General features: G+C 53.7%; 23 protein-coding genes and 1 riboswitch. Of the genes, 1 reads left to right on the top strand and 22 read right to left on the bottom strand.

Going from position 1 to position 20,302, the window contains the following annotated elements; all coding sequences use genetic code 11:
- Positions 1–263: 263 nt before the first annotated feature.
- From F556_RS0123675 to F556_RS36595, 14 genes are all read right to left on the bottom strand, one after another.
- Positions 264–2,462 (bottom strand): methyl-accepting chemotaxis protein, encoded by a 2,199-nt coding sequence (locus F556_RS0123675; RefSeq protein ID WP_026297463.1) that lies wholly within the window; start codon positions 2,460–2,462, stop codon positions 264–266.
- Between the two features lie 250 nt (positions 2,463–2,712).
- The gene (locus F556_RS0123670) at positions 2,713–3,111 is read right to left on the bottom strand and encodes a F0F1 ATP synthase subunit epsilon (protein ID WP_020619483.1); all 399 of its coding nucleotides are present in this window, start codon (positions 3,109–3,111) and stop codon (positions 2,713–2,715) included.
- A 39-nt stretch (positions 3,112–3,150) separates the two neighbouring features.
- A complete protein-coding gene (atpD, locus tag F556_RS0123665; RefSeq protein ID WP_020619482.1) occupies positions 3,151–4,554 on the bottom strand; it encodes a F0F1 ATP synthase subunit beta in 1,404 nt (467 codons plus the stop codon).
- Positions 4,555–4,593: 39 nt separating this feature from the next.
- Positions 4,594–5,454: an ATP synthase F1 subunit gamma gene (atpG, locus tag F556_RS0123660; RefSeq protein ID WP_020619481.1), complete on the bottom strand. Its 861-nt coding sequence runs from the start codon at positions 5,452–5,454 to the stop codon at positions 4,594–4,596.
- A 157-nt stretch (positions 5,455–5,611) separates the two neighbouring features.
- Positions 5,612–7,117, bottom strand: coding sequence for a F0F1 ATP synthase subunit alpha (gene atpA, locus F556_RS0123655; protein WP_020619480.1), 1,506 nt, complete (start codon positions 7,115–7,117; stop codon positions 5,612–5,614).
- 15 nt (positions 7,118–7,132) lie between these two features.
- Positions 7,133–7,681 carry a F0F1 ATP synthase subunit delta gene (locus tag F556_RS0123650; RefSeq protein ID WP_020619479.1) on the bottom strand — a complete coding sequence of 183 codons (549 nt, stop codon included), beginning with the start codon at positions 7,679–7,681 and terminating at the stop codon, positions 7,133–7,135.
- The gene (gene atpF, locus F556_RS0123645) at positions 7,678–8,163 is read right to left on the bottom strand and encodes a F0F1 ATP synthase subunit B (protein ID WP_020619478.1); all 486 of its coding nucleotides are present in this window, start codon (positions 8,161–8,163) and stop codon (positions 7,678–7,680) included. Before atpF ends, F556_RS0123650 begins: the two co-directional genes overlap by 4 nt.
- Before the next feature lie 114 nt (positions 8,164–8,277).
- Complete coding sequence (gene atpE, locus F556_RS0123640) at positions 8,278–8,490, bottom strand: F0F1 ATP synthase subunit C (protein WP_020619477.1); 213 nt, start codon at positions 8,488–8,490, stop codon at positions 8,278–8,280.
- A gap of 97 nt (positions 8,491–8,587) precedes the next feature.
- Positions 8,588–9,373: a F0F1 ATP synthase subunit A gene (gene atpB, locus F556_RS0123635; protein WP_020619476.1), complete on the bottom strand. Its 786-nt coding sequence runs from the start codon at positions 9,371–9,373 to the stop codon at positions 8,588–8,590.
- A 9-nt stretch (positions 9,374–9,382) separates the two neighbouring features.
- A complete protein-coding gene (locus F556_RS0123630) occupies positions 9,383–9,763 on the bottom strand; it encodes an ATP synthase subunit I (RefSeq protein WP_020619475.1) in 381 nt (126 codons plus the stop codon).
- Positions 9,756–9,965 (bottom strand): AtpZ/AtpI family protein, encoded by a 210-nt coding sequence (locus tag F556_RS0123625; RefSeq protein WP_020619474.1) that lies wholly within the window; start codon positions 9,963–9,965, stop codon positions 9,756–9,758. Before F556_RS0123625 ends, F556_RS0123630 begins: the two co-directional genes overlap by 8 nt.
- Positions 9,966–10,264: 299 nt before the next feature.
- Positions 10,265–11,413, bottom strand: coding sequence for a non-hydrolyzing UDP-N-acetylglucosamine 2-epimerase (wecB, locus tag F556_RS0123620; RefSeq protein WP_020619473.1), 1,149 nt, complete (start codon positions 11,411–11,413; stop codon positions 10,265–10,267).
- Between the two features lie 47 nt (positions 11,414–11,460).
- Complete coding sequence (upp, locus tag F556_RS0123615) at positions 11,461–12,090, bottom strand: uracil phosphoribosyltransferase (RefSeq protein WP_020619472.1); 630 nt, start codon at positions 12,088–12,090, stop codon at positions 11,461–11,463.
- Between the two features lie 126 nt (positions 12,091–12,216).
- Positions 12,217–13,263, bottom strand: coding sequence for a glycine-rich domain-containing protein (locus tag F556_RS36595; protein ID WP_020619471.1), 1,047 nt, complete (start codon positions 13,261–13,263; stop codon positions 12,217–12,219).
- Positions 13,264–13,412: 149 nt separating this feature from the next.
- Here F556_RS36595 and F556_RS39095 point away from each other — a divergent pair, with 149 nt between their 5' ends.
- Positions 13,413–13,544: a hypothetical protein gene (locus tag F556_RS39095; protein WP_020619470.1), complete on the top strand. Its 132-nt coding sequence runs from the start codon at positions 13,413–13,415 to the stop codon at positions 13,542–13,544.
- Between the two features lie 91 nt (positions 13,545–13,635).
- On the opposite strand, the gene F556_RS0123600 is transcribed toward F556_RS39095, so the two are convergent.
- The 8 genes from F556_RS0123600 to spoIIR all read right to left on the bottom strand — a co-directional run bounded on the left by F556_RS0123600 (position 13,636) and on the right by spoIIR (position 20,052).
- The gene (locus F556_RS0123600; protein WP_020619469.1) at positions 13,636–14,883 is read right to left on the bottom strand and encodes a serine hydroxymethyltransferase; all 1,248 of its coding nucleotides are present in this window, start codon (positions 14,881–14,883) and stop codon (positions 13,636–13,638) included.
- A 103-nt stretch (positions 14,884–14,986) separates the two neighbouring features.
- Positions 14,987–15,604 (bottom strand): TIGR01440 family protein, encoded by a 618-nt coding sequence (locus F556_RS0123595; RefSeq protein ID WP_020619468.1) that lies wholly within the window; start codon positions 15,602–15,604, stop codon positions 14,987–14,989.
- A 12-nt stretch (positions 15,605–15,616) separates the two neighbouring features.
- On the bottom strand, positions 15,617–16,075 hold the full coding sequence (rpiB, locus tag F556_RS0123590; RefSeq protein WP_020619467.1) for a ribose 5-phosphate isomerase B: 459 nt from the start codon (positions 16,073–16,075) through the stop codon (positions 15,617–15,619).
- Between the two features lie 167 nt (positions 16,076–16,242).
- A riboswitch (ZMP/ZTP riboswitch) is annotated at positions 16,243–16,323 on the bottom strand.
- A gap of 47 nt (positions 16,324–16,370) precedes the next feature.
- Positions 16,371–16,943: a low molecular weight protein arginine phosphatase gene (locus F556_RS0123585; RefSeq protein WP_020619466.1), complete on the bottom strand. Its 573-nt coding sequence runs from the start codon at positions 16,941–16,943 to the stop codon at positions 16,371–16,373.
- A gap of 86 nt (positions 16,944–17,029) precedes the next feature.
- A complete protein-coding gene (locus F556_RS0123580) occupies positions 17,030–17,590 on the bottom strand; it encodes a manganese efflux pump MntP (protein ID WP_026297462.1) in 561 nt (186 codons plus the stop codon).
- Between the two features lie 146 nt (positions 17,591–17,736).
- Positions 17,737–17,952, bottom strand: coding sequence for a hypothetical protein (locus F556_RS37295; RefSeq protein ID WP_169447632.1), 216 nt, complete (start codon positions 17,950–17,952; stop codon positions 17,737–17,739).
- Positions 17,953–18,034: 82 nt separating this feature from the next.
- Entirely contained in the window at positions 18,035–19,294 is a 1,260-nt protein-coding gene (locus tag F556_RS0123575) for an L-threonylcarbamoyladenylate synthase (protein WP_020619464.1), read from the bottom strand.
- Between the two features lie 71 nt (positions 19,295–19,365).
- Entirely contained in the window at positions 19,366–20,052 is a 687-nt protein-coding gene (gene spoIIR / locus F556_RS0123570; protein WP_020619463.1) for a stage II sporulation protein R, read from the bottom strand.
- Positions 20,053–20,302: the final 250 nt, after the last annotated feature.

Below are 20,302 nucleotides of genomic sequence, written 5' to 3'. Positions count from 1 at the left end.
GTTGAGGCGGCTGTAAGGCAAGAAACTTTCGTTGGATCCATCCCAGCCACCTCTAAGTAAACTTTCTGTACTTACAGCCTACGCCTGATCCATCCCAGCTGTCTCTAAGTAAACTTTCTATACTTACAGCCTCCGCCGAAAGAGAAACCTAACTCACAGCTTCTTTAACAACAAAAAAATGAGCCGGATCGTCGTGTATCCGGCTCATGAAAATAAATACTTCGTTATGGCAGCTACATTCAAGATTCGATGTCGATTTCACGTTAGCGTCTTCTTGCTTCTGTTAATTGGAACTGACTGACCAGCTGTTGCAGAAACGCTGTGATTGCCTCCACATGATGCGAAGTATGCCTCACACCGTCGAACTCCTGGATCAGCTCCTGCACTTTACCTTCTACCTCTGTAGAAATCGTGCGGTTCTCCATGCTGACAGCTGCAATCTTCTCCATGAGACGAACCACCTCGTCAATAACTTGGTTCTTTTGAAGATCCTCTTCCTTGGCGCTTGCCAGCATCTCAGAAGCCGCGGCGACCAGCGCTGTGCCTTCACTCACCACTAGTGTTCCTTCTTCCATCGAGGAAAAGGCCTTTTGGGCATTGGCATGAATATTTTGCACAATCTCGTGCACCTCTTCCGTTGACTCCCGTGTCATATCCGCCAGCTTGCGAATCTCCGAGGCAACAACGGCAAACCCTCGGCCATGTTCGCCGACTCGAGCGGCTTCAATGGATGCATTGAGCGCCAGCAAATGCGTCTGATTAGAAATCTGCTCAATTACACTCAAAACGCTGCGGATCTCCTGGGTCGTATCCATAAAGGCCCGAATCGTCCCGTTGGTCTCCTCGACCTTGGTCGAAATCTGCTGCATCTTGCCGCCAATCCGCACGACCTCTCCTTGTGCCACGGCAATCTGCTCCGAGGCTTGATGCTCCAGAACGCGGAGCGTCTCCCGCATCTGAGCGGCTGCGTCCTTGGCGTGATCGATATCCTTGAGCTGCCGGCGCAGACTCCGAATCATGTCATGGACACGGGTTCCGACGCGTTCCGTCGAGCCCGCCGTGGTTCCTGTGGACTCGTTTAATTCATGCTGACTGGAGAGCACATCCCTGGCCGCCAGCTTGACCTGGAGCATGATTCCTTCAAGGGAGTCGATCATGTTGTTGATCCATTTGGCTAACTCTCGAATCTCATCGTTATCGAACGCCTTGGTCGACAAGCGCTGGGTCAAATCGCCCTGCCCCTCTGCATTGACCCGAATAAAGCGATTGATCTGTTGCAGATGATCGACAACGCGGCCGCTCCCGCGTTTTTGCAGCACCGATATTCCGATCCCTCCGGCAACGAGCAAGAGTCCAGTTGTAGCCAATGCAAGCCATGCAGCAGAGAGCTGGGAGGCCAGTAAATAGACGAACAACCCAGTTAGGAGACTTAAGCCGAACAAGTGAATAAGATTCATCTTGAGCTGTTGCCAGCCAATTCCCCTCAGACGGTAGACCTCCTCCAGATCGCCCTCGCACATCATCCCCCATCGGTCAGGGCAATGGGGCAGCTGGAAGGTTACCCCTTTGCCGATCACTGGAATGTGCCGGTAATCCGAATAGCCGGGGAATTCCACGAACAGATTGCTGCCATTCTTAATCGTATTCGCAACGCCAGGGTGCAATTCACCAGTAGCGGGATCCGTGAACATGATTTCCAGCTCGGTATGTTCCTTAATGGATACGATGCCCCAGTCCGTGGTTACTCCGTCCTTGAGATTCTCTCCATGCGTGAAGGTACGGTCTTCGAAACGGCTTCGGGATAGTGCAGTACCCGGTACAATATGCGTATTTAACTGAGGCTTAGCCATAAAGATGTAATTATCGCCAGAGTCCGGATAGACGTGGCCCGACTCACGCTGGATGAGGTCGCCCAACACATCGTTAGGGACTCGTCCGCAGATCGCTCCCCGGCAGATGCCCTCTTCCACGAGAGGAAGAATAAACAACAAGGTCATCTTGTCATGGAATGCAGAGGATCGCGCACCGATGGTCTTGGTCAGAGGATCCGGATACGGACCGAATAGACAGTTTCTCCCTCCCTGCTCCCTGGCGTATTGCAGTCCCCCTGCAAAAGGGCTGTCCTGCTCATGAACTTGTCCAATATGATCGCGATAGGTGGAGCTGATGACACGTCCAGCAGGATCTAGGATGAAAATCTCGGTAAAGTCAGCCGCTCGAGTGTAGGTCGTAGTTAATTGCTGAAGAAAGGCCGAAGAATCTGCCGTATGTAGCTTGTCTCTTAGCTGATAGCCTAGACGATCCAAGTGCCCCCAATATTCTTCGGTCCAGGAGATCAACAAATTTTTGCGAGTATCAGCAAACCCTTCGAACACATTTTCCACATCAGCTTTACTGTGACGGTTTAATCGGTAGGACCACCAGAGCGGAAGCCCTTTTTTGAACCCTAACCAATCGAACATATTCATCCCCACTCTCAACATTGTGTTATCTCTATGTTCGTTAATATAACACAAAGACTAGGCATTTGGGACTATAAAACCATATTTATTTGTAAAAAACCCAAAAGTTCAATGTTTTATACGCATACATTTCCATTTATATATCGGATTCCGAACAAAAGTCGGTATTTTAGGTCTTGGGCATCACTTAAATTCAACAAAAAAAGCAGGCTCTCCGCACGAAGCGGCAGCCTGCTTTTTTGTAAGGGGTCTAGAACCCTTTTTTGACCTCGAGGCGGTTGATTGCGCGTTGCAGCGACAGCTCCGCACGCTTGCGATCGACATCACCTTTGCCAGCCAAGCGTTGCTCAGCACGTTGCTTAGCTGCTTGGGCCCGCTCAGGATCGATATCGGTCGACAGCTCGGCACTCTCAGCCAGAACGACAACCTTGTCCTTACGCACCTCAACAAATCCGCCATTGACTGCAATGACTGTCTCTTCATTCCCCTTCTTGATCCGTAGTGGACCAATCTGAAGCGGAGTGACGAGCGGGATATGACCAGGCATGATGCCCAGCTCCCCTTGCAATCCACGGACAATCACCATATTGACATCCTGGGCATATACCTTGCGCTCAGGCGTTACGATTTCCAATAGAAAGGTACTCATGTGAAATCCCCCTGCCTTTTCGCTTTACAGAACTACCTCTTACAGCGTTTTGGCTTTTTCCACGGCCTCTTCAATCGTGCCTACATACATGAACGCTGCTTCAGGCAGCTCGTCATGCTTGCCGTCGAGGATCTCTTTGAAGCTGCGAACTGTATCTTGTACAGCCACATACTTGCCTTTGATGCCTGTGAACTGCTCAGCAACGTGGAACGGCTGAGACAAGAAGCGCTGGATTTTGCGGGCACGCGAAACCGTTACTTTATCTTCCTCAGAGAGCTCGTCCATACCGAGGATGGCGATGATATCCTGAAGCTCTTTGTAACGCTGCAGCAGACGCTTAACGCCTTGCGCTACATCGTAGTGCTCTTGACCGATAACTTCAGGTGCCAGAATACGGGAAGAAGATGCCAGCGGGTCAACCGCCGGGAAAATCCCCATCTCGGAAATTTTACGCTCCAGGTTAGTCGTTGCGTCCAAGTGGGCAAACGTTGTTGCAGGAGCTGGATCCGTGTAGTCATCCGCAGGCACGTAGATCGCCTGGATCGATGTAACGGAACCTTTTTTGGTCGAAGTAATCCGTTCTTGCAGCTGACCCATCTCGGTTGCCAGCGTTGGCTGGTAACCTACTGCGGATGGCATCCGGCCGAGCAAGGCCGATACTTCGGAACCCGCTTGCGTGAAGCGGAAAATGTTGTCGACGAACAACAATACGTCGCGGCCTTCCGAGTCACGGAAGTATTCTGCCATGGTCAGACCCGTCAAGGCAACCCGTTGACGTGCGCCTGGCGGTTCGTTCATCTGACCGAATACCATCGCGGTCTTCGGCAGAACGCCTGCGTCCTTCATCTCATGGTACAAGTCGTTACCTTCACGTGTACGCTCACCTACGCCAGCGAATACGGAGATCCCGCCATGCTCCTGTGCGATGTTGTTGATCAGTTCCTGAATGGTTACGGTTTTACCTACACCCGCACCGCCGAACAGACCGATTTTACCACCCTTGGCATAAGGGGCCAGCAGATCGATAACCTTGATGCCGGTCTCAAGAATTTCTGCTTGGGTAGACAATTCGTCAAATGCTGGAGCTGGACGGTGGATCGGCAGATTAATCTCCGATACCGCTTCACCCGCTTGGTCGATTGGCTCGCCCAATACGTTAAAGATACGACCCAAAGTAGGAGCACCTACAGGTACAGTGATAGGAGCACCAGTGTCGAGTACTTCCGAGCCACGTACCAGTCCGTCAGTGGAGCTCATCGCAACCGCTCTGACCATGTTGTCGCCAAGGTGGACCGCCACTTCAAGCGTCAAGTCGATGTCCTTGCCGGCAGCACCGCCGTCATACTTAATCTTGATGGCATTCAAGATTTCAGGCAATTGTCCGCGTTCGAATGCCACGTCGACAACAGGACCCATGACGGATACAACGCGTCCTTTTTTCATGTTTTTCCCTCCTGGTTCCTTCTATATTAAATCCGTTTCCTAGGATTGCGCGTTCGCACCTGCGACAATCTCGGAGATTTCTTGCGTAATCGATGCCTGACGCGCACGGTTGTACGTCAGCGTCAGTCCGGAGATCATCTTCGATGCATTCGTGGAAGCACTGCCCATCGCTGTCATCTTAGCCCCGAACTCACTTGCCTTACCATCAAGCAGCGCACTGAAGATCAGTGTCTCTGCATATTTAGGCAGCAGCACCTCAAGCACACCTTCCGGGGAAGGCTCATATTCGTAGCTGGCCACAGTCGCTTCGCCGCCTACATCCTCAAGCGGCAACAAGCGTTTTTCCGTCGGAACCTGCGACATCGCATTAACGAATTGGTTGTAGAAGAGATTCAATTCGTCGTAGACGCCCTCTTCGTACTTTTTGACCGCCGTATAAGCGATCGACTTGATGTCCGCAAATGTCGGCATATCCGGCAAACCGGTAATTTCCTCCATCACACGCATGTTGCGTCTGCGGAAGTAATCCCGACCTTTGCGTCCAATGACGAACAGCTCGTATTCATCCTGCGACTTATGTCTCGCCAGAATCGTTTGCGTCACTTTGCGAAGAACGTTCGCATTGTAGCCGCCCGCCAGACCTTTGTCAGATGTGATGACCAGATAACCGACTTTTTTAATCGGACGCGTCTCCAGCATCGGATGCTTAACATCCTTTGTACCGGCCGCGATGCTGGCAACCACTTCTTTCAGTTTATCTGCATAAGGGCGTGCCGCTTCTGCAGCCTCCTGCGCACGTCTCAGTTTGGCAGCAGCCACCATTTCCATCGCTTTGGTGATCTGCTTCATGTTCTGTACGCTTTTGATCTGGCGCTTAATATCGCGCATGCCTTTAGCCAATCGTTTCACCCGCCTTTGTTGCTATAGAGCACTCCGTGACGTCTGAGTGGCCAAGCCCTTCAGATTACGACGCTCCTAAGCCTGGTGTTGGTTCTTGTATAGGGAGCCCCCTCCGGCAGCGCCGGGGAGGGATACACTGTATAGTCTATAACGCGGCTTAAGCGAAGCTGCGTTTGAACTTGTTGATCGCATCCACCAGAGCCGTCTCGTTATCGGACGTAATCTCTTTGGTGTCGCGGATAGAGGTCAGAATTTCCGGCTGATTCGATTCGAGGTAAGCGTGGAATTCGCTCTCGAAGCGCAGAATCGCATCGACAGCGATGTCGTCAAGATGACCTTTGACAGCTGCAAAGATACTAACAACCTGCTTCTCAACCGGCATTGGTTGGTTAACGCCTTGCTTGAGGATCTCAAGCGTACGCGCACCGCGGTTCAAACGAGCAACGGTGGACTTGTCCAGATCGGAGCCGAACTGGGAGAATGCTGCCAGCTCGCGATATGCTGCGAGGTCCAGACGCAGGGTTCCCGCAACCTTCTTCATCGCTTTGATCTGTGCCGAACCGCCTACCCGGGATACCGAGATACCGACGTTAACCGCAGGACGCTGACCGGAGTTGAACAAGTCAGACTCCAGGAAGATCTGTCCATCCGTAATTGAGATTACGTTGGTTGGAATATATGCCGAAACGTCAGAAGCCTGGGTCTCAATGAACGGCAGAGCCGTCAGCGAGCCGCCACCCATCTCGTCGCTCAGCTTGGCTGCGCGCTCCAGCAAACGGGAGTGCAAGTAGAAGACGTCACCCGGATATGCCTCACGGCCCGGAGGACGACGGAGGAGCAAGGAAAGCTCACGGTATGCGGAGGCTTGCTTCGTCAAGTCATCATAGATAACGAGAACATGCTCGCCTTTGTACATGAAGTACTCGCCCATCGCACAACCGGCATAAGGTGCCAGGAAGAGGAGTGGGGAAGGCTCCGAAGCCGCTGCAGTAACGACGATGGTGTAGTCCATTGCGCCATGGCGACGCAGGGTTTCTACAACGTTAGCTACGGTCGATTGCTTCTGACCGATGGCCACGTAGATACATTTCATGCCGCTGCCTTTTTGGTTGATGATCGCGTCGATCGCGATAGCAGTTTTACCTGTCTGACGGTCACCAATGATGAGCTCGCGTTGTCCACGGCCAATTGGTACCATCGCGTCAATTGCCTTGATGCCTGTCTGCATTGGTTCGTGTACCGACTTACGATCGATAACGCCTGGTGCAGGAGACTCAATAGGGCGAGTTGCAGTCGTCACGATCTCGCCTTTGCCATCGAGTGGCTGGCCAAGTGCATTGACTACGCGGCCCAGCAAGGCTTCGCCTACAGGCACTTCCATGATGCGGCCAGTACGCTTAACCTGGTCACCTTCGCGAATGTCTGTATAAGGTCCAAGGATAATGGCACCGACATTGTTCTCCTCGAGGTTCTGCGCCATACCTACAACGCCATTAGAAAACTCAAGCAGTTCCCCGGCCATTACATTCTCCAGGCCGTGTACGCGGGCGATACCGTCACCAACGTTGATGACCGTACCGACATCAACGACTTGGATATCGTTTTTATATTGTTCGATCTGTTGTTTAATCAGCGTGCTGATTTCATCAGGTCTGATACTCAATTCGTTCACCCCTATCTACAGTGCTTTAAATTTCAACGATTTTTCCAATCGCGACAGCTTGCCGGACAGACTGCCATCGTAGAGGCGGTCGCCAATTCGTACCTGAATGCCGCCCAGAAGAGTCGGCTGCACGACTTGCTCTGCCAGTACTACCTTGCCTAGCAGCAGGCTGAATTGGGCTTCAACAGCCTTCAATTCGGTCTCGGACAGCTCTTGCGCCGTATAAACCGTCGCACGCGCTTGTCCCAGCTCATCCGCTGCAACGCGGGTATAGGCTTCATACACGTCAGCCAGCAAACCTTGACGTCTGCGGGCAATCAGAAGTGTCAGTACATCCAGAACCAGCTCGGACACATGGTTGCCCAGCGCCTGCTTCAAGAGTGCCAGTTTGTTGCCGCTCTCGATATTGGGACTGGCCAAAAACTTGCCGATCTCAGCATCGCTTTGCACAGCCTCTACGACCAGCTTGAGCTGGCTTTCGACCGCTGCAACAGCTTGTTGCTGCTGAGCCAGCTCGAACAGCGCTTTGGCGTATCGTTTGGCTACGACAGCTTCGCGGCTCATGGTCGGCCTCCTACCTCTTTGAGGTACTGGTTAACCAACTGCTCCTGAGATTTGCTGTCCACTTGCTTTTCGATAATCTTCGAAGCGATTTTCACAGACAATTCGCCCACTTCGCCACGCAGGGTCGCGATCGCTTTGTTCTTCTCGCTCTCGATATCCTTAACCGCGTCTTCTTTCAGACGGGTTGCTTCCGCTTTAGCCGTATTTACAATTTCATTGGCTTGCTTCGTGCTGGTGGTTTTGGATTGCTCGATGATTTCGTAAGCATCCTTACGGGCTTGATCCAGCGCTGCCTTTTGCTCTGCCAGGAATTGCTCAGCCTCTGTACGGCTCTGTTCCGCCGTTGTGATCTGCTCCTGGATCAGCTCTCTGCGCTTCTCCATGATGCCGAACAGCGGTCCAAAAGCATATTTGTTAAGAAACACATACAGCAGTATAAAAGCAACAATCATAATAATTGTAGTTGATGGTACAAAATGCACAGTTGACACTCCTTTCGAACAGATGGTTTCCTAGACGGGTGATACGTCCGAATCATAACGAAGGCGTGGAGGCTGAAGCCTTCCCCGCCTGGAAATGATCCTTATAGTATTATCTTAGGTAAAGAAGATAAGGAAACCGAGAACGACGCCGATAATCGGCACAACCTCGACGATACCAACACCGATAAACATCGTTGTTTGGAGTGCAGATTTTGCTTCTGGCTGACGAGCGATACCTTCAACTGTTTTACTTACGATCATACCGTTACCAAAGCCTGCTGCGAGTGCACCCAAGCCGATTACGATTGCTGCGTCAAAATATTCCATAATTCAAAAATCCTCCTTAGGGGTTCGTGTAAATTTGGTTTATATTGTTCCCGGTACACACCCCGGTGAGGGCATGTTTACCAGGTTCATACGGTGGTTAATGGTCTTCATGAACGATGGATTCAGAAATGTAAACAAATGTCAAGATGGTGAACAGGAAAGCCTGAATCGCACCGACGAATATACTGAAGCCTTGCCAAACCGCCAGAAGCGGAATGCCTATCCAGCCGAGCATGAGGATCGTAGCGATCAACACCTCACCAGCAAAGATGTTTGCGTATAGACGCAAAGCAAGCGTGGTTGGCTTCGTAATGGTCTTCAGCAGGTTAAGCGGCAGCATGACCGGGAATGGTTCAAGGTAATGCTTGAAGTAATGCTTGGTGTTCTGCGTAATACCAAGGAAATGTATTAAGAAAAATACGACCAGAGCCAAGCCGGCTGTAGCGGCAATGTCAGCTGTTGGTGATTTGAACCAAGCGAAAGCCAAATGTTCATTATTCGCGTGCGCTTCGTCCACCTCTTCAGCACTTAACAGCTCCTGCCCCATGAAGGTTACCGGACCATGGTGGTCGTGATCCACTTCGGTTACGAATCCCAGCGGCAATCCCAGCAAGTTGGAAACGAAGATGAATACAATCAGCGTCGTGGCCAGGATAACAAACTTCTTGGCTTTTTGTAGCGGCATCGTACTGGCAATTGTACTGTGTACGAAATCGATGACCCACTCCATGAAGTTCTGAACCTTCGATGGATTATGAACCGACAGATTGGACACTGCGACTCTTGCGAGCACCATTACAACTATACAAGATACCACGATGGCAAGAATCGACGAGATGTCAAATCCAATGCCGCCAAACTCTACGACGGGAAATAAATGCATGCAGTAATTTCACCCCTTTCCTCTGGAATCGCGCAAATTATGCATGAACGCTGTGACCAAAACCGCAAACTGAACATAAAAACTGGCTAGTACGGCTGCTGGTAAGTTAAAGTTGTCCGGAAACCGAAGTGCAATCAGCGCGACTAGCAGCACTGAGGCAAACCTTGCTCCCGTCCCTATTCCTACCCGGCGCGGACGCCCTTCCCTGATGACCTGCTCCAGCCGGTCAATCCGGCGTTTTAGCAAAAGCGCATTCATCAAGCTCGCCAGTACTCCAAGAATCAGACCGGCCGCAACCGTTCTGCCCTCGGGGACGATAAACCAGGCGACCAGACAACCAGTTACAAAAAAAAGAGCCGATCGGGTTGCACCTCTCATCAGATTATCCATTGGTATCCTCCACTACTCGCTTAAGAATGAGTATGCAGGTGTAGATGCCGACTGCCAGTCCAACTAGCACGCCTGTCACAATCGACCCTAGCCAATTACCAACGAGATAACCGAGGTATATACAAACCGCAAGGTCTATTCCCATCGCGCCGACCATACCGGCAGCGCGCCATGGACTATCCTGATTGCTCTTCTTCGTCATGGCTCATACCCCTGTCAATCCTCATATATTTTATCGAAGCGACGCAAGGTTTGTCAATCAATATAAATTCAAACATTTAGTGAACGGAAAACCGAAAACCCTTGATAATGCTGGATTCTCAAGCTATCACAACCATACAGTGCCACTGTACGCTGTATGATTTTCCTAGGCCCTGCGTTTTTCAAAACGGCATAAGTACTGTGGGAATGCTCGGAAACGAGTTGCAAGCGCTCTAACGGGAGGTAAAAAGACAGGCCAAAAGCTCACGCTCACGGCCTAAGCCGAGGGGGGACACCCCCTCAGGATTGTGCGGTAAATGGATCGGGTCGATCAGAGGAGCAGCCAAAATGATGCAAGATCGCCTGAACGATACGTTCGGACGCCTGACCATCGCCATACGGATTGGCCGCCTGGCTCATCGTCGCGTACGCTTCGTCGTCCGTGAGCAGCTCACGGGCAGAAGCGTACACTTCCTCTTCGTCGGTTCCAACGAGCCTTAGGGTGCCAGCGCCGATGCCCTCTGGACGCTCGGTTGTGTCCCGAAGCACCAGTACCGGGACGCCATAGGATGGCGCCTCCTCCTGCAAACCGCCGGAATCTGTCAGAATCAGGTGGGTATGCGGATAGAAATTATGCAGCTCCACCACATCCATGGGGTCGATCAGCTTAATACGCGGATGACCGCCGAGAATTTCCTCGGCTGGCTCCTTGACAGCAGGACTGAGATGAACAGGATAGACAATAGCCACATCCTCGAACTCGTCGGCAATCCGTTTCACGGCACGGAAAATCTGGCGATGCGGCTCGCCCTGCGCTTCCCGTCGATGAGCTGTCATCAGAATCAGACGTTTTCCTTTAGCCCATTCCAGTACAGGGTGTATGAAATCGTCCTTGACCGTGTAGCGGAACACATCGATGACCGTATTGCCAGTGATGTAAATATCCTCTTCGCGCTTGTTCTCCTTGCGCAGGTTGTCACCCGACAGCGAGGTGGGCGAAAAATGCAGATCCGCTAACACGCCGGTCAACTGACGGTTCATTTCTTCCGGATACGGCGAGAGCTTGTTCCAGGTGCGCAGCCCCGCCTCCACGTGTCCAACCTTAATCTGTTGCATGAACGCTGCATAACTGGCAAGAAACGTCGTCAGCGTGTCTCCATGTACCAGCACGATATCCGGCTTCGCTTCCCGCAGCACAGGCTCCAGACCCTGCAGCACGCGGATGGTAATCTCCTGCAGCGTCTGCCGATCCTTCATCACATCCAAATCGTAGTCAGGCTGGATGCCGAACACTTCAAGCACCTGATCCAGCATGCGCCGATGCTGAGCCGTAACGCACACGATCGATTCAATCTGATCGGGATGGCGCTGCAGCTCCAGGATGAGCGGAGCCATCTTGATTGCCTCTGGGCGCACGCCGAAAATCGTCATTACCTTTAGTTTGCTCATACAGGATTCACTCCTATTCCAGAATCTCGCTCTTATGCCACAACTTATTACTTCGTTCCGAAGATACGGTCGCCCGCATCGCCCAGACCCGGCACGATATAGCCGTGTTCATCGAGCTTCTCATCTACGGCAGCCACGTGAATCTCTACATCCGGATGGGCCTCTTGCACAGCCCGCACACCCTCTGGTGAAGCAATCAGGCACATCAGGCGAATCTGGGTGCAGTTATGATTCTTCAGGGATTCGATCGCTTTGATCGCGGTATTGCCTGTAGCAAGCATCGGATCAATAACAATCAACATGCGGTCCTTGGCATCTGTCGGCAAGTTGATGTAATACTCAACAGCATCGAGGGTTTCGGGGTTGCGGAACAAGCCGATATGGCCTACCTTGGCAGACGGAATCAGCTTCAGAATACCCTCTACCATCCCCAGACCTGCACGCAGAATCGGAACCAGCCCGATCATGCGGCCAGAGATGACCTTGGAGGTGGCAGTCGCCACAGGGGTCTCCACGTGAATCTCTTCCAGCGGCAGATCACGTGTAATTTCATAGGCCATCAGCGTGGCCACTTCGTCGACCAATTCACGAAAGTCCTTCGTATTGGTATGTTTGTCGCGGATAAAAGTCAGCTTGTGTTGAATCAGGGGATGGTCGCAGACCACCAGTTTACTCATCGGGGATCCTCCTAGCTGAGTCATGGAAATATTAGAGTACAAGTTACTACCTCTTAGGGTTGACTCAGAGCCTTGTATATTATAGCACTGTAGAGCCATCTCTGCACAGGAAGCTTGTCACTGTCTTTAGGACGAGCCGCAGCCGCCGCCCGAGCAGGAGGAACCGCCGCCATCGCCGCCGCTATCCCCACCGCCTGAATGACCGCTGTCCTGAGAGGAGTCTACATCATATGAATCCCGCTCCTGCGCGCCTGTCGTGCCCGCGCCGCAACTGCTGGTGGATTGCTGCTGCCGCTGCTGAGGGCCCATGACCTCTTCCATCGAAGACTGCAGCTGGTCGGGGGCCGTTACGGACGCCAGCATAAGTGTACCACCCAGTAGCGACCACGTAACCGTCTCATCTGACCCGCGAGCATAGCGTCGTTCCCCTCGTGAAGCGAGCTCTTCCACCTCGTGCAGCTGCTCCCTCGCCCGGCGCAGTAGTCCTTCCCGTGCCTGCACCAGCTCCGGAGACTGATCGCCTAGACCGCTATTGAACAGCTCCTTGCGCGCCGGCTCTTCATCGTCTTGCCCCAGCAGCTCCAGCAACGCAGGGGACATGGGGGTCCGGTACATCGCTCCCCATAGACGAGAACCCGGGTTGTCAGGGCCAAACAGCTCCCCATACACCCAGTCAAACCACGCCCGTTCCGCGCCAGGCTCCTGCAGCTTGCCGGCTGTTTCCACGGCACTGCTATGCGGGGCATGGTGAATCATTCGGCCGCAGAAGCGTTCACAGAACTCCTGGTATTCGCGCGTGAACATCAGCATCTCATGCCATACTTCATCCACTTGGGCACTGTACATGTTGACGCGGCGCAATAATGCACCCATCAGCAGAAACCGCTTGAGCTCATGCCAGCGCCATTGCCATTCACGATCGGTGAGGGTCGTGTCTTGTTGCTGCATCCGCTCCTTGATCCGCTCTTCGTAGCCCGCCGGAATGGATTCCTCCAGACGGAGAGCCGCATCATACGCCATATGCCCGGCGAAGATTCCCAGCTTCTGCGGCGGCTGGTGAGCTGGCCAGCTGCTTTCCTTATTAGGCCCTGCCTGCCGTTCTTTTTTGACAAACGAATAGTACAGCACTGACAGCAGCACAACAACCGCCACAATGATAATAATCGGCTCCATCTCATCTCTCCTCGCTGATGAATTTCCATGGTTTCACTTTACCACAAGAGAGCACGCCTATGTTTAAGCCATCCCCTGCCGGGTATATTCTAAGAAACGCCTACAAACAGTAAGCAGGTGCTACCAACTAACCTGGAGGAGGAATAATCATGAAAAGACGTATGTTGATGTCCGCACTCGGCATGGGGGCCGCGTATCTGCTCCGCAACAAACATGCCCGCCAAAAGCTCATGGATACGTTCCAGTCCATCACAGGAAAGGCGAGACGCCGGGTACGTTAGGCCGCCTTACGTATACACAACATGCACAAAGACTCCAGTTCCGCTGAGGCAGCGAGACTGGAGTCTTTTGTCATGCTATAAACCGGGACAATTAGTACTTCATGTCCGGATACAGCGGATATTGTGCCGTCAGATCGCGGACACGTGCTTCTGCCTTGGCATGCACGTCTGCATCTTCCGGGTTTTTGAGCGTCATTGCGATAACTTCGGCAATCACTTGCATCGCCGCTTCGTCCATGCCCCGGGATGTTGCCGCCGGAGTACCGATCCGGATGCCGCTAGTGATGAACGGCGAAGTTGGGTCAAATGGAATCGCGTTTTTGTTTACCGTAATACCAACTTGATCCAGCAGATGCTCAGCTTGCTTGCCTGTAATGTTCAGGCTGCGCGTATCAACCAGCATCAGGTGGTTGTCCGTACCGCCGGAGACAATGTTCAGGCCTTCGCCAACGAGCGCTTCCGCCAACACACGAGCGTTGTTGACTACTTGCTGGGCATATTCCTTGAACGATGGCTGCAACGCTTCGCCAAATGCTACGGCTTTGGCTGCAATGATATGCATGAGCGGTCCGCCCTGGGAGCCTGGGAAGACAGCTTTGTCAATGGCTGCAGCCCACGGCTTGCGGCAAAGAATCAGACCACCGCGCGGTCCACGCAGCGTCTTGTGCGTCGTCGTTGTCACGAAGTGTGCATGCGGTACCGGACTTGGATGCAAACCAGCAGCCACAAGACCAGCGATATGCGCCATATCGACCATGAACAGGGCGCCTACGTCATTCGCGATTTGACCCAGCTTCTCGAAGTCGATAATACGCGGATAGGCACTTGCACCGGCAACGATCATCTTCGGACGATGCTTGAATGCAGCTTTGCGAACATCGTCGTAGTTAATGGTGAATGTGTCTTCTTCAACACCGTAAGCGACAAAGTTGTAGAGCAAACCGGAAGCATTAACCGGACTGCCGTGCGTCAGATGACCGCCATGCGCCAGGTTCATACCAAGCACGGTGTCACCAGGGTTGAGGGTAGCCAGGTAAACAGCCATATTCGCTTGCGCGCCAGAGTGCGGCTGCACATTGGCATGCTCTGCGCCGAACAGTTCTTTTGCACGGTCGCGTGCGATATCTTCCGCAATGTCGACATGCTCACAACCACCATAGAAACGCTTGCCTGGGTAGCCTTCAGCATACTTGTTGGTCAGGACAGATCCCATCGCCTCAAGTACTGCCTCGCTGACGATATTCTCGGATGCAATCAGTTCGATGTTGTCGCGTTGACGCTTCAGCTCCAGGCCAAGGGCCGCGAGCAATTCTGGATCCTGTTTGCGAAGATGTTCCATAAGTTCTAATATCCTCCCTATAATCCGTATCCGTTCCGCCGCAACCGGAAATCCCGGCTGGGCGAAGCGGAAGACGGTAAAAATAAGTTATAATTGGTCTTACTTAATCACACGTGCCGCCTGGCTGTTCTGGCGTTGCCTCGGCTGCCTGCAGCAGCGGCTCACCATCCAGCACGTAGACGGCCCTGGCGCCGCCGATCAGACGCGGCCGGGTGGTTGCCATAGTGACATGAGCCTCTCCGATCCGGCGGATCGTCGGGCGCACGGGCACAGCGACCCTCCGGAGATGCATGCCGATCAGCGTGTCGCCAATGTCGATACCGGCGTGTGCCTGCACCGATTCAACGAGCAATGCCTCGTTAAGGGTCCGGTACGCATACGCGGCCATCGAACCACCGGCTCCTGGTACAGGAACAGCGGCCACTTCCTCCAGACCATAGCGCTCCGCCGCTTCGCGCGTCAGCACCAGCGCCCGGTTGAGATGCTCGCAGCACTGGTAGACCGGGTAGAATCCCCGTTCCCGGCGCACAGCCTCGACACCTTCATAGATCGCCCTTGCGATCTCTAGGGTGCCGGAAGTACCGATGTGCTGACCCGCCACCTCGCTCGTGCTGGTTCCAATGACCAGTAATTGGCCGTTACTGAGCCTTGCGGCATCAACCAGCTCTCTTACTGTAGCCTCTACATCAGATGCAATTGTCTTCAAATCTACGTTAGTCATATAGACCTCCGCTTACGGGTGCAGCGATTGCTTGTCTTCCAGCGCTTTGACCTTGCTGATGCGGCCGATATGGCGTTCGCCCTCGGAGAACGGCGTCTCTAGCCAGATCCGGATGATCTCCTGAGCTACCCCAGGGCCGATTACGCGTTCGCCAAGCGCCAGCACATTGGTATCATTGTGCTCGCGGGTGGCTTTGGCCGAGAACAGATCATGCGTCAGAGCGCAGCGAATACCGGGAATCTTGTTGGCTGCGATCGACATCCCGATGCCAGTGCCGCAGATCAGTATTCCGCGTTCCACATTGCCTTCCACCACCTGATTGCATACTTGCAGGGCGTAGTCCGGGTAATCAACGGATTGTTCACTGCTCCAGCCGAAGTCCTGCACTTCGTGACCTAGCGATTCCAAATATGGAACCACCACATCCTTCAAGCGGTAACCTGCATGATCAGCGCCGATGGCAATTTTCATAAGAACCCTCCTAAAAGTTTTCCGAAGGAAAACTCACTTCGGAAGCAGATATAATGAGTACACAGCGGCGCAGTTGTCCGCTATGCCCTTGCTTGAACTATTCTTGTCCCATTATACCCGAATACCCCCAAAAAGACGAAAAAAGAGCATGACGTGCAATGCACGCTGCTCTTTGCCCAGGCGACCGGCCATATGTTCCGATGCTCCCCCGTGGTTGCCCACTTCCGTCGCCAGTTACACCGGATCCTTGTTTGTTATCCTAACTATAATGGAATCCCTGCCAAAAATCAAGACGTCACCGCAGCTTACGAAGCAGCTTGCCCAGCGCTTCAGCGATCTCTTCCGCCGTCATCTCGTACTGCGAGAGGCTGCCTCCGAACGGATCGCCGATGTCGAAGCTAGGGATCCGGGCCTCCAGCTCCAGCAGCCTGGCTCGCTCCTGCTCCGTGAGCTGACCGCCAAGCGCCTGCTTCATATGCAAATCCGTGTATAGACGCTCCAGTTCTTCAATGTCCGAGAGGACTTCCCCTTCCCGGGCAACAAACTCTTTGAGCGTATGGCTTTTATCCACCGCTTGCGGGTACCGCTCCAGTAAATGGCGCTTGTGACCGGCAGTCATCGTCAGGATCAGATCGGCCCAAGCGACCGCTTCGGCTGTCAGTGCCCGTGAGCTTGCTCCATGACGGATCTCTCGGCGCCGCAGTGTCTCGGCAGCATTGGCAGAGATGGGCAGACCATCTATCGTCGATACGCCTGCGGATCGAACCTCCAGCGCCATGCCTTCCCGCTGTGCCAGATCACGAAGCAGCGCTTCCGCCATCGGACTGCGGCAGGTGTTGCCGGTACATACGAATAAAATGCGTTTCAAGGACGCAACGCTCCTTTCCTACCGATCTCATGCTCCTATAGTTCTCCATCCTCATGCCTGTACCCTTTATTTTTACCACATCTGGTTTAGATTAAAAACATCAGACCGAATACAAGCAGAATCACACCGCCACAAGCCTCCCCGTATTCCCCTAGGCTCCCGCTCACTCTGCGGCCCAGTAGCAGCCCGAGAATCGCCGCCAATCCGCCGAACAATCCAAAGATCAGCACCGTCAGCAGCAGATTGGCGGAGAACATGCCGAGCGACACACCAACGGAAAAGGAGTCGATACTCACCATCAGACCCAGCAGCAGGGTGCCCCAGAGGGAGGTGTGATCAATGCTGCTCTCCGAGCCGGAGCGGAGCGAGTTATAGATCATATGGGCGCCCAGCAAGAGCAGCAGCACGCCCGCAGCAGTCGTCGCCACCTGCCCGAGCAGTTCGCTCATATAATGACCGGTCAGGATGCCGGCAAGCGGCATCAGAATGTGAAACAAAGCGATGACGCCGCTCAGCCGCAGCACATGGACCAGCCGAATCCCCTTCAAACCGATCCCGATGCCCAGCGAGAAAGCGTCCATGCCCAACGCAGCGGCCATCAGCAAGATCGTCAGCAACTGTCCCGTCTGCATGGTTGCTTCAACCATCATGTATGGCAGTCCTCCCCCATGTCCAATCCGTCGTTTGATCCAGCATATGCGGACAAGACGGCAAACATGACCAAGCCCCCTCGGCGAGGGGGCTTGGTGTCTAGCGACAGAGATAATGGCCAGGCAAACGGCGGGCTACCTTTTTAGAGGAACAAAGGTACGTTACAGCAGCTGATCGACGGGTTGTCAGGCAAATAGAGGAACAAAGGTGCGCTACAGCTGCCAAACAGCCGGTTTCCAGGCAAATAGAGGAACAAAGGTGCGCTACAGCTGCCAAACAACGGGTTGCCAGCTAAATAGAGGAACAAAGGTGCGTTACAGCAGCCGAACAGCGGATTGCCAGGCAAATAGAGGAACAAAGGTCCCTTACAGCTCGCGGTTAGCGGACTTACGCTCCTGCAGAGGAACAAAAGTCCCTTACAGCCGGTCGCTGCAGCACACTTACACCTGCACCAGCCGGTGGCCCGCAGCCTTGGCCAGTCGGTTCAGCAGCGCTTCACCGATGCCCGCGTCCGGACAGGCCTGGGCCCAGATGCGCTCCACGCCGCTTGCGTCCATTTCTCGCAAAGCAGCATACAAACCGTGCGCCACCGTCTCCAACTCAGCCAGCGAACCCATAGCAACGACATGGTCGGCCCGGTACTCGGCTTCATGCTCCGTATAGGTGAGCACGCCAGTGACTAAGCCCCGGTCCCCGGCGGCATCCACCCCAGCCTGGATATAGGCCTGGACCCGATCTGACGCACCTGCGACGAGCTCCATCTCTCCGCGCGGCGCGTAATGGGTGTACTTCATGCCGGGCGAACGTGGGGCGCCCTCCCCACTGCCTACATCTACCATGTGCACCTGGCGGGCAAGGCCCATCCCTTCATCGCCAGATGCTGGGTGATGTGCGTTCTGACCCTGTACCTGTGAATCATGCGAAGCATGCACTTGCTCATCCTCCACCGCATGAGTCTTCGCAGCCCGGGGCGCGCGCTCTACACCTTCTCCGACGCTCGGTGAATGATTGGTCGTATCATCCTCCACCTGCAACACTTCACCAAACCGGCGCAGCATTTCAGCTGTTACGCCACCTGGGCGGAGCAGGACGATCTGTCCATCCACGACTCGTACCACCGTTGACTCCAGTCCGACGCCGGTTGCTCCCCCATCGACGAGACCATCAATACGGCCCAAGAGGTCTTCCGCGACATGATCCGCCCTAGTGGGGCTGGGGCGTCCCGAGCGGTTGGCGCTCGGAGCAGCCACCGGGCAGCCTGCAGCCGTAATCAGCCGCAGCGCTACAGGATGATCCGGCATCCGTACAGCGACCGTATCCAGCCCGGCGGTGACGAGAGGCGAGACCGCCCCTTCCCGCACAGGCAAGACCAAGGTCAGCGGCCCTGGCCAGAAGGCTTGCATCAGCTCGTTCTCCAACGCTCCATACGAAGTCGTCAGCGGTGCCAACTGCTCCGTATCAGAGATATGAACAATCAGCGGATTGTCTGACGGTCGTCCCTTGGCCTCGAATATACCTGCCACCGCCCCACTGTCAGTAGCATTCGCTCCCAGTCCATAGACGGTTTCCGTCGGAAACGCAACCAGTCTGCCCTCGCGCAGCATTGCTGCTGCTTCCTGCAGACCGGATTCATTCTCTACTTCTATACGATTGTCACTTGCCGTGACAGTAATTTCCCATTGTTTGGTCAACGTATTCATTCCTTCTGCTGTGGTGGAATCGGCAATAACTGCGTCCCATTATACCACATCAAGCTCCAAGCAGTGCCCTACTAACTGAACAAGCCGCGGAAGAAATCGATGATGGATTGAATCAGCTCCCAGAGAAAAAACTTCACCTCAGGCGCTTCGTCGCCTGCAGCAGCTTCTTGACTTGCCGAAGCATCCGTAGAAGCATCAGCAGACACTTCACTCACTGGTGTCGATTCGGCTGCGGAGGCTTCACCGCTAATTCCGTCTACAAAACAAAGTGGCGGAAACAGTACGCACCACCAGTTCTGGCCGTCGCCAGCCCCCAGTGTAACGCGCAGTGCTTCGTAGTCGCCGGCTGGATAGACTTGGCTGCCGTACATTTTTGTCGGAAACGGAACGTTAGCCAGCTCTACCTCAAACCCATAGGTAAACCCCCGGCTCTCCAATGTATCTTCAACCGCAGCCTGCAGCAGCGGCAGATTCGCCTGAATGGCCATGCGTGCTTCCCCGATCGTTTGGGGTCCAGTGGCCCAGCTCTCCATCTCTGCGACGACCGCATCTCGCACGTGGCGTTTGATGGCCTGGTCCTGCGGAGAGTCAGAATTGGCAAGGATACGCAGACGGATCGACTCTTCGGGAATCGCCCCCTGGACGATAGCGGCATCCATCCGCTGGCCTTCCCAACTCATAATAAGAACCATCAGAGCAATAAACAGATAACCGTACGAAGCGCGATAAGAAAAACGGGTATGATTGCGGATAACCATGTCACACAAGCCCCTCTCGTACACATCCGTCGATGCGTCAGCTTGCGTTCCGGAACGTCTATGCTCCTCAGTATGTCCGCGGCTCCCATTCTCTAAACCTAGTAATCTCGAAAACTTCAACTCTCTCTATCAGACTACCTCCGTGACCCCTCAGCAGTGCAATGTATTCGGTTTTTCGTGTTCGTGGAGCTCATTTGGTACTTAATCCACTTAATAAACTCGATTTTTCGTGCTTATTGGGACTCTCTTG

The organism is Paenibacillus daejeonensis DSM 15491 (assembly GCF_000378385.1).
GTDB classification, from domain to species: domain Bacteria; phylum Bacillota; class Bacilli; order Paenibacillales; family Paenibacillaceae; genus Paenibacillus_D; species Paenibacillus_D daejeonensis.
The sequence above is the reverse complement of the archived record's forward strand: the minus strand, read 5'-3'. Positions and strand labels throughout refer to the sequence as shown.